The 12,385-nt window shown below is 64.5% G+C and carries 15 protein-coding genes; 7 read left to right on the forward strand and 8 right to left on the reverse strand.

Annotation, left to right across the window (positions count from 1 at the left end):
• The first annotated feature begins 163 nt into the window (after window positions 1-163).
• Window positions 164-1,297: an AI-2E family transporter gene (locus FXB41_RS14625; protein ID WP_219682234.1), complete on the forward strand. Its 1,134-nt coding sequence runs from the start codon at window positions 164-166 to the stop codon at window positions 1,295-1,297.
• Window positions 1,298-1,303: 6 nt separating this feature from the next.
• Here FXB41_RS14625 and FXB41_RS14630 read toward each other — a convergent pair whose 3' ends face one another.
• The 6 genes from FXB41_RS14630 to FXB41_RS14655 form a co-directional block, all read right to left on the reverse strand.
• The gene (locus tag FXB41_RS14630; protein WP_219682235.1) at window positions 1,304-1,600 is read right to left on the reverse strand and encodes an antibiotic biosynthesis monooxygenase family protein; all 297 of its coding nucleotides are present in this window, start codon (window positions 1,598-1,600) and stop codon (window positions 1,304-1,306) included.
• 100 nt (window positions 1,601-1,700) lie between these two features.
• Window positions 1,701-1,937 carry a hypothetical protein gene (locus tag FXB41_RS14635; RefSeq protein ID WP_219682236.1) on the reverse strand — a complete coding sequence of 79 codons (237 nt, stop codon included), beginning with the start codon at window positions 1,935-1,937 and terminating at the stop codon, window positions 1,701-1,703.
• 57 nt (window positions 1,938-1,994) lie between these two features.
• Entirely contained in the window at window positions 1,995-3,227 is a 1,233-nt protein-coding gene (locus tag FXB41_RS14640; RefSeq protein ID WP_219682237.1) for a GGDEF domain-containing protein, read from the reverse strand.
• Between the two features lie 229 nt (window positions 3,228-3,456).
• A complete protein-coding gene (gene rpsI / locus FXB41_RS14645; RefSeq protein WP_007603485.1) occupies window positions 3,457-3,936 on the reverse strand; it encodes a 30S ribosomal protein S9 in 480 nt (159 codons plus the stop codon).
• Window position 3,937: 1 nt separating this feature from the next.
• Window positions 3,938-4,402, reverse strand: a complete 465-nt coding sequence (gene rplM / locus FXB41_RS14650; protein WP_007603484.1) for a 50S ribosomal protein L13 — start codon at window positions 4,400-4,402, stop codon at window positions 3,938-3,940.
• Between the two features lie 156 nt (window positions 4,403-4,558).
• Window positions 4,559-4,987 (reverse strand): PaaI family thioesterase, encoded by a 429-nt coding sequence (locus FXB41_RS14655; RefSeq protein ID WP_007603483.1) that lies wholly within the window; start codon window positions 4,985-4,987, stop codon window positions 4,559-4,561.
• An 86-nt stretch (window positions 4,988-5,073) separates the two neighbouring features.
• On the opposite strand from FXB41_RS14655, the gene FXB41_RS14660 reads away from it, so the two are divergent.
• The 4 genes from FXB41_RS14660 to FXB41_RS14675 all read left to right on the forward strand — a co-directional run bounded on the left by FXB41_RS14660 (window position 5,074) and on the right by FXB41_RS14675 (window position 8,550).
• Window positions 5,074-5,898: an enoyl-CoA hydratase gene (locus tag FXB41_RS14660; protein ID WP_007603482.1), complete on the forward strand. Its 825-nt coding sequence runs from the start codon at window positions 5,074-5,076 to the stop codon at window positions 5,896-5,898.
• A 122-nt stretch (window positions 5,899-6,020) separates the two neighbouring features.
• Entirely contained in the window at window positions 6,021-6,605 is a 585-nt protein-coding gene (locus FXB41_RS14665) for a CoA-binding protein (RefSeq protein WP_219682238.1), read from the forward strand.
• Window positions 6,606-6,743: 138 nt separating this feature from the next.
• Window positions 6,744-8,024: an O-acetylhomoserine aminocarboxypropyltransferase gene (locus FXB41_RS14670; protein WP_219682239.1), complete on the forward strand. Its 1,281-nt coding sequence runs from the start codon at window positions 6,744-6,746 to the stop codon at window positions 8,022-8,024.
• A 181-nt stretch (window positions 8,025-8,205) separates the two neighbouring features.
• Window positions 8,206-8,550, forward strand: a complete 345-nt coding sequence (locus tag FXB41_RS14675) for a hypothetical protein (RefSeq protein WP_007603479.1) — start codon at window positions 8,206-8,208, stop codon at window positions 8,548-8,550.
• A 13-nt stretch (window positions 8,551-8,563) separates the two neighbouring features.
• Here the strand turns inward: FXB41_RS14675 and FXB41_RS14680 are convergent, their stop codons facing one another.
• Window positions 8,564-9,646 carry a COX15/CtaA family protein gene (locus FXB41_RS14680; RefSeq protein ID WP_219682240.1) on the reverse strand — a complete coding sequence of 361 codons (1,083 nt, stop codon included), beginning with the start codon at window positions 9,644-9,646 and terminating at the stop codon, window positions 8,564-8,566.
• Window positions 9,647-9,754: 108 nt separating this feature from the next.
• On the opposite strand from FXB41_RS14680, the gene FXB41_RS14685 reads away from it, so the two are divergent.
• Complete coding sequence (locus FXB41_RS14685; RefSeq protein ID WP_007603477.1) at window positions 9,755-9,976, forward strand: DUF2842 domain-containing protein; 222 nt, start codon at window positions 9,755-9,757, stop codon at window positions 9,974-9,976.
• Between the two features lie 21 nt (window positions 9,977-9,997).
• On the opposite strand, the gene FXB41_RS14690 is transcribed toward FXB41_RS14685, so the two are convergent.
• Window positions 9,998-11,041 carry a polysaccharide deacetylase family protein gene (locus tag FXB41_RS14690; protein ID WP_219682241.1) on the reverse strand — a complete coding sequence of 348 codons (1,044 nt, stop codon included), beginning with the start codon at window positions 11,039-11,041 and terminating at the stop codon, window positions 9,998-10,000.
• A gap of 122 nt (window positions 11,042-11,163) precedes the next feature.
• On the opposite strand from FXB41_RS14690, the gene FXB41_RS14695 reads away from it, so the two are divergent.
• Window positions 11,164-12,345, forward strand: coding sequence for a GNAT family N-acetyltransferase (locus tag FXB41_RS14695; RefSeq protein WP_007603475.1), 1,182 nt, complete (start codon window positions 11,164-11,166; stop codon window positions 12,343-12,345).
• Window positions 12,346-12,385 lie beyond the last annotated feature (40 nt).

Below are 12,385 nucleotides of genomic sequence, written 5' to 3' on the forward strand. Positions count from 1 at the left end.
TTTTCGCGCAAATGGCCGGGCGGAGGATGGGCATGGCCCCCTCTCTCGCCGGCGTCCGTGGCCCGCAGGGCCAAGGACGCGTCAATCGCGCCAGAGCCTGGCTTGATCCGAGGCGGGATTTCGCGAAAGAGTGCCCGCCTGCCGCCTTCGCATAGGAGCCGATGTGACCATTCCCGCAGATGAACGGCCCCGGACCCGCACCGATCTGGCCTGGGCGATCTCCGTCGGGGGCATCGGAATCGTGCTGTTCGCGGCAATGCTGGTCTTCACCTGGTATTTTGCAGCTACCCTGCTCCTGATCTTCACCGGAATGCTGCTCGGCGTCGGCCTCAACGCGCTGACCAACGCGCTTGGCCGCCGCGTGCACCTGCCCCACGCGGTCCGGCTCGCGATCGTCTGTGCCGCGCTGGCGGTAATGCTCGCAGGCGTTGCTTATCTCGGCGGCGCCACCATTGCCGAGCAGGCCTCGCTGCTGAGCAAGACAATCAAGTCGCAGATCACCAACGTCCGGTCCTTCCTCGAAAACCATGGGATCGACACCAGCTTCTTCGATCTCGGCAACGCCGCACCCGCTGCCTCCACCGATGCGACGCCGACGCCCGCCCCGACCCCGGGCTCGCACGGCGGATTGCCGGGCGCAGGCGCGCTGGCCTCGAGCGGCGGGGCGATCGTGAGCCAGACCTTCAAGCTGCTGCTCGGCACCATCAGCGCGGTCGGCAACATCTTCATCGTGCTGTTCCTGGGGCTCGCCTTCGCCGCCCAACCCGCGGTCTATCATGACGGCCTGTTGTTTCTCGCGCCGGCCAGGCATCGCGCCCGCATCACCCTGATCATCGACGGTATCGGCGAGACGCTGGAGCGCTGGCTGATCGCGCAGATCATCGTGATGCTTGCGGTCGGCGTGGTGACCTGGATCGGGCTCGTCCTCATCGGCATTCCCGGCTCGTTCATCCTGGGGATTCAGGCAGGCCTGCTCGCCTTCATTCCGACGGTGGGCGCCATCATAGCCGGCGTCGTGGTCGTGCTGGCGAGCCTCGCCTCAGGATGGATTCCGGCGCTGTCGGCCTTTCTCCTCTTCATGGGCGTGCACGCCATGGAGAGCTATGTGCTGACGCCGATCCTTCAGCGGCAGGCACTGGACATTCCGCCGGCCACGCTGTTCGCGTTCCAGATTCTGCTCGGCGTCGTGTTCGGAATCTGGGGCCTGGCGCTGGCGCTGCCACTGGTCGCCATCGCCAAGGTGATGATCGACCATTTCAAGACGTATGAAGCGCCGCCTCTGGCAGAGGCGGCCTGACGCAGCTCAGGTCGTCAGCATCGTCTCGGTGTGCTCGACCTCAGGGGGTGCCGCAAAATACTGGCCGACGAGGCCGCGCCATTCGGTGAAATTCTCGGAGCCGCGGAAATCGACGGTATGGCTCTCGAGCGTTTCCCACTTCACCATCAGACGATAGCGCTGCGGCTTCTCGATCGACTTGTGCAGCTCGAAACCGTGAAAACCCTTGGAGCGGCCGAAAGCGGCCTTGGCCTTGGCGACGGCGGCCTCAAAGTCCTTCTCGCTGCCCGGCTTGACCTCGATTTGCGCGATCTCGGTGATCATCTGTTTCCACCCATTTTGTTTGATGGGCGTGTCTACCGCAGCCCGCGACAAAGAAAAAGGCGCCGAAACGGCGCCTGCCCGGTCCAAAAATGCAGATCACTCAGGCGAACAGCAAAACGGTGCCCGCCACTGTCAGCGCACAACCGGCGAACAGCGCGAGCGGCCAGTAATTGCGGCCTTGCGTGTAACGCCCCTGGGCGCGGCGCTCGGTGATCAGCGCGCTCTCGTATTCGTCCGCGGTCGAAAACAGGCAGGCGAAGCCGCCGCGTGCCGAAGTCGCCGCGGCTTCGAGCGACATCAGGGCGGTCTGCGGATTCTGTCGACGGATCGATTCCATGACCGCAATGGTAGGGATCGAATGGTAAACAGGGGATTACCGCGAGGCCTCCTTTGCCTAGGCCGTCGCCGGTTGTGTCTTGGATTGCGTGTTGGGCACGCCGATCCGAGCGGCGCTCTGGCGGCGCCAGTTCTCCAGCGACAGTGGCAGCTCCTCCGCCGATTCGACGCGGTTTCGGCCGCCGCGCTTGGCCTGGTAGAGCGCGGTGTCGGCCGAGGCCAGCAGCACTTCGAGCTCGGTGCCGGCCGGACCGCCGGCGACGCCGATGCTGACGGTGGTGTCGACCGGGCCCTCGTCGACGACGACGCCGGAGGTCTCGAAGGCCTCACGCACGCGCTCGGCGACCAGCACGCCCTCCTCCAGCGAGCATGGCAGCAGAGCCGCGAACTCCTCGCCGCCGATGCGACCCGACATGTCGCTGATGCGCAGATTGCTGACGACGACGGTCGAGAACAGTTTCAGCATCTCGTCGCCGGCGGGATGGCCGAAGCGGTCGTTGATCGACTTGAAATGATCGATGTCGAAGATCATCACGGTCACGGGACGGCCGGCCTTGGCCTCGCGCTCGATCACGCGTCCGCAGGCTTCCGAGAAGCCGCGGCGGTTGAGCATGCCGGTCAGGGGATCGGTGGAGGCGGCGGTCCGGTGCGCGGTGACGGTGCGCTCGGACACCAGCATGAAGATCACGAACACGGTGCCGACGGCATAGAGCACGAGCTCGACCGCGAACACAGTGACCCAGATGCTGGTGGAGAAGCCGGCATCGTTCGGGCGCAGGAAACTGCCGAGCAGGATCGGCAGCATCAAGACACAGCCGTGCATTACCGGAACCACGAAGGCCGGCCAGCGCCGTTGCAGGCTCTTGCGCCGCTCGACCCAGAGCTCGCTCGCGGTCAGCGCCGCATAGACCGAGACGATGCCGGCGCCGACGATCATGCGCAGCATGGACGCGGTGGGATCGAGCAGTGTGGCGGCAGCGGCCCAGGCGAGCGCGCCGACCAGGAGTCCCGGCCAGTTCGGCTTGCGGCCGTGGAAGACGCGCGCCGCATTCCACACCATGCCGCAGGCGACGAAGCCGACCGCGTTCAGCGCAAGGTAAAGATGCGGCCCCAGTCTGTCGCCGGCCGCCGTCCAGAGCGCGACCGATGCGGCGCCGAGCAGATACGCGGTGCCCCACCATTTCAGCGCAGGGCTGTTCTCCTGCCTTCCGAAAAATACCATCATGGCGCCGAGCAGTGCGGCGACCATGGTCGCGACCAAATAGAGCGTGATGCTATCGAGCGACATCATGTCGGCCCCCTCTTAGACATAGCAGTTACGCGATCGGCTCAGCCGATTTGCGCGCCCTTCCAAATGCGACGCTATGTCTCGCGGGTTCCATTCAGGTTTTCATGCGGGCCCAAGTTTTCAGGAAACACGCCATCAATTTGCATACAAACGAACAGCAAAAAGGGCGCTGAAATCAGCGCCCTTTTGCATCTCATTGAAGCCGCTTTCGCGGCGAATGCGACCGAAGCGATTAACGCTTCGAGAACTGGAAGGACCGGCGGGCCTTGGCCTTGCCGTACTTCTTGCGCTCGACCACGCGGGAGTCGCGGGTGAGGAAGCCGCCCTTCTTCAGCACGGTGCGCAGCTCCGGCTCGAAATAGGTCAGCGCCTTGGAGATGCCGTGACGAACGGCACCGGCCTGGCCGGACAGACCGCCGCCGGCGACGGTGCAGATCACGTCATACTGGCCGGACCGCGCGGCCACGGAGAAGGGCTGCTCGATCATCATGCGCAGCACGGGACGGGCGAAATAGACCTCGACCTCGCGCGCGTTGACCGTGACCTTGCCGGCGCCCGGCTTGATCCAGACGCGGGCGACCGCGTCCTTGCGCTTGCCGGTGGCGTAGGCGCGGTTGAACTTGTCGACCTTCTTCTCGTGCTTGGGCGCGTCGGGCGCGGCTGCCGTCTTGAGCTGCGAGAGCTGGTCGAGCGACTGAATGGATTCGGCCATGTTATGCGGCCCTCGTGTTCTTGCGGTTCAACTTGGCGATGTCGATCTTCTCGGGCGTCTGGGCCTCGTGCGGATGATCGGCGCCGCCATAGACGCGGAGGTTGCCCATCTGGACCCGACCGAGCGGACCGCGCGGGATCATGCGCTCGACGGCCTTCTCGAGCACGCGCTCGGGATGCTTGCCCTCGAGGATCTGGCGCGCGGTGCGCTCCTTGATGTGGCCGACGTAACCGGTGTGCTTGTAATAGGTCTTCTGCTCGCGCTTGCGGCCGGTGAGAACCGCATACTGCGCGTTGATGATGATGATGTTGTCGCCGCAATCAACGTGCGGGGTGTAGGTCGGGAGGTGCTTGCCGCGCAGGCGCATGGCGACGATGGTGGCGAGACGGCCGACGACCAGACCCTTGGCGTCGATCAATACCCACTTCTTCGTCACCTCAGCCGGCTTTGCCGAAAAGGTTTTCATGTCAGAGTTTCCGTGGACGGGAGCATCGGCGCGAACACCGCACCGGACTGGCGGTTTTCTAGAGAACAGGGGCGCTGCGGTCAATGCCCAAAGGCGTAATTTACGTGTTTAATATCAGTGACTTAGAATTAAGGTATTAAGGTACCCGCAAAAAGCTCAAACGTTTGGAATGGAATAAGTCGAGGTGACATGCGCAATCGGATCGGGCGAGGTACCGGACAACAGCTTCACCTCGCCGACCGCGAGGCGCTTGCCGAGCTTGAGCAGCCGCGCCTCCGCCAGCACGTCCTGCCCGGGCTGCCCCTTGCGCAGGAAGTTGATGTTGAGATTGGTGGTCACGGCGAGCCCGATCGGCCCGATCGCGGACAACAGCACCACGTACATCGCGAAGTCGGCGAGCGCCATCAATGTCGGGCCGGACACGGTTCCGCCTGGCCGCAGCATCTTTTCGCTATAGCGCTGACGCAAAAGGCAGGCCTGACCGTCCGCGCTCTCGATCGTGATGTCGTCGCCGCTGAAGGCCTGGGGAAACTCGTTGCGGAGGAACTGCTCGAGCTCCGCCACGCTCATTTTCGCTAACGCCATGCTACCCCTCACCCTCGCTTCACGTCCCCTGTTACATTAAGTTATCTGCGTCATCCAATCGCAATAATCCAACCGGAAACGCTTTGATGTCCGTCCAGGCCGCCCGCGCCCCTTCCCCGCAACCACCTATCCTGCTGCGCGAGACCGTGGGCCCCATCGCGGTCCTGACCCTCAACCGCCCGGCCGCCCGCAACAGCCTGTCGGCGACGATGATCGCAAGCCTGCACGCCGCGCTCAACGAGATCCGCGACGACAAGGCCATCCGCGGCGTCGTAATCGCGGCCAACGGTCCCGCCTTCTCCGCCGGCCACGACATGAAGGAGCTGACCGCGCGCCGCGCCGACCCGGATCGCGGCCGTGCCTTCTTCGCCGAGATGATGACCGCCTGCAGCGCGATGATGCAGGCGATCGTGCACCTGCCCAAGCCCGTGGTCGCATCCGTCCAGGGCATCGCGACCGCCGCGGGCTGTCAGCTCGTGGCAAGCTGCGATCTCGCGATCGCCTCGGAAGCAGCACACTTCGCTACCCCCGGCGTCGACATCGGCCTGTTCTGCTCGACGCCGATGGTGGCGCTGTCGCGCAACGTGCCGCGCAAGCAGGCGATGGAGATGTTGCTGACGGGCGAGCCGATCCCGGCCGTACGCGCCCGCGAGATCGGCCTCGTCAATCGTGTCGTCGCCGCCGGCACCGAGCGCGCCGCCGCCATTGCGCTCGCCGAACAGGTCGCGCTGAAATCCGCCTATACCGTCAAGCTCGGCAAGGAGGCGTTCTACCGCCAGGCCGAGATGAGCCTTGCAGACGCCTATCGCTATGCGGCAGAGGTGATGACCGAGAACATGATGGCGCGAGACGCCGAGGAAGGCATCGGCGCCTTCATCGAGAAGCGTACGCCGACATGGCGGGATGAATAGTCAACTCCTCATCCTGAGGAGCCGCGGAACGCGGCGTCTCGAAGGATAGAGGCCCGACTGCGGCTTCATGGTTCGAGACGCGCGTGCCGCGCTCCTCACCATGAGGTCAGAGAAAGAAGAAGATGAACCACGACGCCTATCCCGACAATTACATCCGGGGCATCCTCAACAACGTGAAATCGATCGCGATGGTCGGTGCCTCGCCGGCCAACGTGCGGCCGAGCTATTTCGCGTTCAAATATCTGGCCCAGCGCGGCTACGACATGATTCCGGTTAATCCCGGCCATGTCGGAAAGGAGCTGCTCGGAAAACCCTTCGTCGCCTCGCTGTCCGACATTGACCGTCCCGTCGACATGATCGACATTTTCCGCAACTCCAGTCACATCATGCCGGTGGTCGAGGAAGCCCTCACGCTTGATCCGCTGCCGATGGTGATCTGGATGCAGTTGGGGGCGCGCGACGATGCGGCGGCGCTGAAGGCGGAATCGGTTGGTATCAAGGTGGTGATGAACCGCTGCCCCAAGATCGAATATGGCCGCCTGTCCTCGGAGATCTCCTGGATGGGCGTCAATTCGCGCACGCTGAGCTCCAAGCGCGCGCCGGCGCCGACGCAGGGCATGCGGCTATCCCTCAATCGGATGAGTGTTGGCGGCGGCGAAACCGCGGCCTCGGACCGCGCCGCCAAAAACAAGACTGAGCAAAGCTGACGCAGTTGCGAAGGTTTCATTTCGCGAACGCGACAATGCGTAGCACGATCGTTCCGATGTGAAGCCCCGCCTTGACGGCAGCCGCGGCGCCAATCAGCATGCCGCGCGATTTCAGACCACGAGAACAGGACGCCCTCAATGAGCGATCGCCTTCCGGGATTTTCGACCCTCGCCGTGCATGCCGGTGCACAGCCCGATCCCACCACCGGTGCGCGCGCGACTCCGATCTATCAAACGACGTCATTCGTCTTCAACGACGCCGACCATGCCGCCTCGCTGTTCGGCCTGCAGGCGTTCGGCAACATCTATACCCGCATCGGCAATCCCACCAATGCGGTGCTGGAAGAGCGCGTCGCGGCCCTCGAAGGCGGCACTGCCGCGCTTGCGGTGGCCTCGGGCCATGCCGCGCAGGTCGTGGTGCTGCAGCAATTGCTCCAGCCCGGCGACGAGTTCATCGCCGCGCGAAAGCTCTATGGCGGCTCGATCAACCAGTTCACGCACGCGTTCAAGAGCTTCGGCTGGAACGTGGTGTGGGCCGATCCCGACGACATCGCGAGCTTCGAGCGCGCGGTCACGCCGCGCACGAAAGCAATCTTCATCGAGTCCATCGCCAATCCCGCCGGCAGCATCACCGACATCGAGGCGATCTCGACGGTGGCGCGCAAGGCAGGCGTCCCGCTGATCGTCGACAACACGCTGGCCTCGCCCTATCTGATCCGTCCCATCGATCATGGTGCCGACATCGTCGTGCACTCGCTGACGAAGTTTCTCGGCGGCCACGGCAATTCGATCGGCGGCATCATCGTCGATGCCGGCACCTTCGACTGGTCGACCGGCGGCAAATATCCGATGCTCTCCGAGCCGCGGCCCGAATATCACGGCATCCGGCTGCAGGAGACGTTTGGCAATTTCGCCTTCGCGATCGCCTGCCGCGTACTCGGCCTGCGCGACCTCGGACCCGCGCTGTCGCCGTTCAACGCCTTCATGATCCTCACCGGCATCGAGACATTGCCGCTGCGCATGCAGAAGCACTGCGACAATGCCAAAGCGGTCGCCGAATTCCTCGCCGGCCATCCGGCGGTGGCCGCGGTGAACTATGCGGGGCTTGCAAGCGACAAGTACAACCAGCTCGCGCGCAAATACGCACCGAAGGGCGCCGGCGCCGTGTTCACCTTCAGCCTGAAGGGCGGCTACGATGCCGGCGTCAGCCTGGTGTCGAAGTTGCAGCTGTTCTCGCATCTGGCCAATGTCGGTGACACCCGCTCGCTCGTCATCCATCCGGCCTCGACCACGCACAGCCAGCTCGACGACGCTGCCAAGATCAAGTCCGGCGCCGGCCCCGACGTGGTGCGGCTTTCGATCGGCATCGAGGACAAGGAAGATTTGATCGCCGATCTGGAACAGGCGCTGGGTACGTAGCATCACCGTCATTCCGGGGCGCGCGACAGCGCGAACCCGGAATCTCGACGTCGCATCATAAGCTGTGGATTCCGGGTTCGGTGCTTCGCACCGCCCCGGAATGACGTTCGCCGTTAACAGTCATTAACCATATCTGCCGCATACATCGTCACTGGATCGCCCCTTTGATTCGGAGCCGACGATGCTGCGCTGGATGGTGCCTGCCCTTGCGGCGATGCTGACGGTCTCAGCTGCGATTGCCGCCGATTTGCCGGCCACGCCGAGGCGACGGGCTGCCGCTCCGCCACAGGAGCCGCCGCAGGTCTATGTCGAGACCGATCCGGATGCGCTGATCTCGCCGGCCTACGGCATCGGCAGCTACATCCGCAATTTGCCGGGTACACCACTGCTGCCGGGCTCGCACACGCTGCCGGGCTATTACGGCCGTCCCTGGGACTACGATTACCAGGGCTCGTATTACGGCGGGAAGCAGGTCGATTATTTCTGGCGCCTGCCCTACTCGTGCGGCATCTACGGCTATTGCTGAAGAGCAGATCCGATCAGCCGGCCTGACCGACGGGAACCGCGCGCGGCTGCGCTTCGGTTGAATGCCGTGGAGCGAGCCGCTCCATCTGCGTCACCGCAAGCGTCAGCACCACGATCGCGACCGCCTGATGTGCGAGCGCGAGATCAATCGGCACCTGGTTGAGCAGCGTGAGGATGCCGAGCAATGCTTGCAGGCTTATCGCGCCCAGCAGCAAGAGCGCGCCGCGCGCCGCGGATCCCGCGCGTGAACGCACCGCATCGAACGCGTGCAACGCCGCCAGCGCCAACAGCGCATAGGCCGTCATGCGGTGCTCGAACTGCACCGTCAGCACATTGTCGAACATGTTGCGCCACCACGGCGTCTCGAACCACAGCCGCTCGCCTGAGGGAATGAACGCGCCGTCGATCTGCGGCCAGGTGTTGTAGGCGCGACCGGCGCGCAGGCCGGCAACCAGCGCACCGAAATAGATCTGGATAAAGGTCACGACGAGGAGCAAGCCGCTCGTGAAGCGCAGCCGCGACGATGCCGCGATCTGCGGCCGTTCTGCGAGCCGCCGCACCGTCCAGACGATGCCGGCGAAGATGATGAGCGCGAGCACAAGATGCGTCGCCAGCCGATATTGCGACACCTCGACGCGTTCAGACAGCCCCGAGGCCACCATCCACCAGCCGACCGCGCCCTGGAGCCCGCCGAGCCCGAACAACAGCCACAGCCGCCGCTTCAAATCACCGGACAGGCCGCCGCGCCAGAGGAAGAACAGGAACGGCAACAGATAGGCGACGCCGATGAAACGGCCGAGCAACCGGTGGCTCCATTCCCACCAGAAGATCTCCTTGAACTCGGACAGGCTCATGCCGGCGTTGAGCTCGCGATATTGCGGGATCTTCTTGTAGGCCTCGAAGGCCGCCGTCCACTGCGTTTCCGAGAGTGGCGGCACGCTGCCCGTGACCGGCTTCCATTCGACGATCGAGAGCCCGGATTCCGTCAGCCGCGTCGCACCGCCGACCAGCACCATCAGCGCAATCAGCGCAGCCACTGAGATCAGCCACCAGCGCACGGCGCGATGCGGCTCGGACGGGGCGGAAATCGTCGTCATTCGAGGCAAAACCAGAGCTTGAACCGGCAAGGCTTGAACCAAACTGCGTGCCCCTTATAGTCCCCCGCTCCCGCAGCGCAAGTTACGCGAAAGCCGCGATACTCCGTCATGACGATCCGCACCCGCAAGTTCCTCGGCACCATCCTGCTCCTGGTGCTCGCCACCGTCTGGGCCCTGCTCGGCATGGCGCTGGCGCAGATGCCGTGGATCGCCGAGTCCGGCTGGCGGCAGGCAATCTACTACGTGGTGGTCGGCATGGGCTGGGTGCTGCCGGCGATGCCGATCGTGAGCTGGATGCAGCGGCCCGACCGGGCCAAGTCGAGCTCGTAGCGCTTCCAGTTCGTAGCGCTTTTAGGGTGTCGCAGTGCCCGTCGGCTTCACCGGCGCAAAGGCCGTGCCCGACACCAGCACCCGCATCATGCGCAGCGAGCGCACCCGGCCATCCCAGCAAATGCGCGGCAACGCGCGCAGATTGGTGCGGCCCTCCGCGTCCACGACGCCCGGGATCGTCGTCACAGCACTGGCAAAGCCGGCCTCCTCCGCCATGATGACATGGCTGCGCCGGAACGAGGCGCGATCGCCGAACGGAAAGGCGAGATGCCGGATGTCGCGAGCGAAGGCCGCCTCCGCCACCGCCTTGCCCATCGTCATCTCGCGCAGCGCGGCCGCATCCTTCATGTTGGCGAGAACGGGATAGTTCACGGTCGCACTGCCGATCGTCACCAGCGGATCGGCCGCAAGCCTCGCCAGATCCTCCCAATTCATCGATGCCTCGCGTGAGAGCGCGGCAAGGTCGACCCGGTAGCGCGTGCAGAGGTCAGCGATCGCAGCCGACACATCCGCCGGCGGCAGCGAGTGCAGCCAGGCCTCGACGAACGAAAACAGCGCCTGCTTCCCGGCGTTATCAGCGACAGTGAAGCGCTGCTCCTTCTCGCCCATCATCAGGCTGACACGGCTCTCGCGCGCGATCACCTGTTCGAGGCCGAGCCACCAGGCCTCGCCGACGCCATCGGGAAACGCCGTGGGCACGTAGATCGTGAAGGGCACGGCGTGGCGCGCCAGCACCGGATAGGCAAAGTCGATCAGATCCTTGCCGGCGCCGTCGAAAGTGAGCGCCACGAAGCGGCGGTGTTCCGACAGCGTCACCGCGCGCCGGCAGACCTCGTCCATGCCGATAAAATCATACTTCCACCGCTTCAGCGCGCGAATGGCGCGATCGAGGAAATGCGGCGTGATCTCGTTCTCGCGCGACGGCTGAAACCCGCCGCGCCGCCGCGGCCGCACATGCGCAAAGCGCAGGATGGCGCCGGCACCACGACTGCGCAGCGCAGCCTGGCCTGTGAACCAGGTCAGCTCAAGGCGCAGCCGTTCCAGCCATCTGTCGTCGGATGCCAATGTCCCACCTCGCGCCCGTCGGCGACCGTTCCCCCTCTTATAGTCATTACCCTTTGTTGACATTTCTTTGCAAAGGTCGGCCACAGCCGAATTACGCATATTTTTTCTCGACAGGTTCGCGAATGACCATGGCTGCGGCGATGCAAAGCCGGACGGCGGAATTGCCAGCGCGGTCGAAAGCGGGCCGTATCGCGCATGTCGATATCGTGACCGATCTCGGCGCGGCCGAGGCCGTCTGGCGCGCCTTCGAGCAACCCGGTCACCTCTTCACGCCCTATCAGCGGTTTGATCTGCTCAGTCCCTGGCAGCGTCTGGTCGGGGAGCACGAACGCGCCCGCCCTTTCATCGTCATTGCCCGCGACGCCGAGCATCAGCCGCTGCTGCTGCTGCCGCTCTCGCTGCGCCAGAACCACGGCGTGCGCACGGCCTGCTTCATGGGCGGCAAGCATACGACCTTCAACATGGGCCTGTGGAACGCCGAATTTGCAGCGCAGGTCGGCATCGGCGATCTCGACGCGCTGTTTGCGCCGCTTGGCGAGCATGCCGACGTGCTCGCATTGACGCAGCAGCCTCTGCGCTGGAACGACCAGCAGAACCCGTTCGCGCATTTGCCGCGCCAGAGCGCGATCAACGGCTGCCCGCTGCTCACGATGGAACCGGGCGGCCCCCCGGCATCGCGGATCAGCAACTCCTTCCGCCGCCGCCTCAAGAGCAAGGAGAAGAAGCTCCAGGCGCTCGCCGGCTATCGCTATCATTTGGCGACCACCGACGCGGACATCACCCGCCTGCTCGACTGGTTCTTCCGCGTCAAGCCGGCGCGGATGGCCGAGCAGAAGCTTCCCAATGTCTTCGCCGAACCCGGCGTCGAGCAATTCGTCCGCAGCGCCTGTCTTGCGTCACGCGGTGACGGCCGCGTCATCGACATCCATGCGCTCGAATGCGACGACGAGGTGATTGCGATCTTCGCCGGCGTCGCCGACGGCCAGCGCTTCTCGATGATGTTCAACACCTACACGATGTCCGAGCACGCCCGCTACAGCCCCGGGCTGATCCTGATGCGCTACATCATCGACCGCTGCGCCGAGCGCGGCCACCGCTCGCTCGACCTCGGCATCGGCTCGGACGAGTACAAGCGGATGTTCTGCAAGGACGACCAGGACATCTTCGACAGTTTTGTTCCGCTAACGTCACGTGGAAAACTCGCGGCAATGGCGATGTCCTCGCTGAGCCACGGCAAGCGGCTGGTGAAACAGAACCAGATGCTGTTCGACCTGGCGCAGCGGCTGCGGCGAGCGTTCGGGTAAGAAATTCTGCGGTTGGGAAACGCTCCCCTGCGGCCCATCC

This window comes from Bradyrhizobium canariense, assembly GCF_019402665.1.
Taxonomy (GTDB): domain Bacteria; phylum Pseudomonadota; class Alphaproteobacteria; order Rhizobiales; family Xanthobacteraceae; genus Bradyrhizobium; species Bradyrhizobium canariense.

Excerpts from the sequence above, each read along its gene's own strand:
- FXB41_RS14630 (WP_219682235.1), bottom strand. The coding sequence starts at position 1,600 with ATGATCACCGAGATCGCGCAAATCGAGGTCAAGCCGGGCAGCGAGAAG.
- FXB41_RS14635 (WP_219682236.1), bottom strand. The coding sequence starts at position 1,937 with ATGGAATCGATCCGTCGACAGAATCCGCAGACCGCCCTGATGTCGCTC.
- FXB41_RS14640 (WP_219682237.1), bottom strand. The coding sequence starts at position 3,227 with ATGATGTCGCTCGATAGCATCACGCTCTATTTGGTCGCGACCATGGTC.
- rpsI (WP_007603485.1), bottom strand. The coding sequence starts at position 3,936 with ATGGCCGAATCCATTCAGTCGCTCGACCAGCTCTCGCAGCTCAAGACG.
- rplM (WP_007603484.1), bottom strand. The coding sequence starts at position 4,402 with ATGAAAACCTTTTCGGCAAAGCCGGCTGAGGTGACGAAGAAGTGGGTA.
- FXB41_RS14655 (WP_007603483.1), bottom strand. The coding sequence starts at position 4,987 with ATGGCGTTAGCGAAAATGAGCGTGGCGGAGCTCGAGCAGTTCCTCCGC.
- FXB41_RS14660 (WP_007603482.1), top strand. The coding sequence starts at position 5,074 with ATGTCCGTCCAGGCCGCCCGCGCCCCTTCCCCGCAACCACCTATCCTG.
- FXB41_RS14665 (WP_219682238.1), top strand. The coding sequence starts at position 6,021 with ATGAACCACGACGCCTATCCCGACAATTACATCCGGGGCATCCTCAAC.
- FXB41_RS14670 (WP_219682239.1), top strand. The coding sequence starts at position 6,744 with ATGAGCGATCGCCTTCCGGGATTTTCGACCCTCGCCGTGCATGCCGGT.
- FXB41_RS14675 (WP_007603479.1), top strand. The coding sequence starts at position 8,206 with ATGCTGCGCTGGATGGTGCCTGCCCTTGCGGCGATGCTGACGGTCTCA.
- FXB41_RS14680 (WP_219682240.1), bottom strand. The coding sequence starts at position 9,646 with ATGACGACGATTTCCGCCCCGTCCGAGCCGCATCGCGCCGTGCGCTGG.
- FXB41_RS14685 (WP_007603477.1), top strand. The coding sequence starts at position 9,755 with ATGACGATCCGCACCCGCAAGTTCCTCGGCACCATCCTGCTCCTGGTG.
- FXB41_RS14695 (WP_007603475.1), top strand. The coding sequence starts at position 11,164 with ATGACCATGGCTGCGGCGATGCAAAGCCGGACGGCGGAATTGCCAGCG.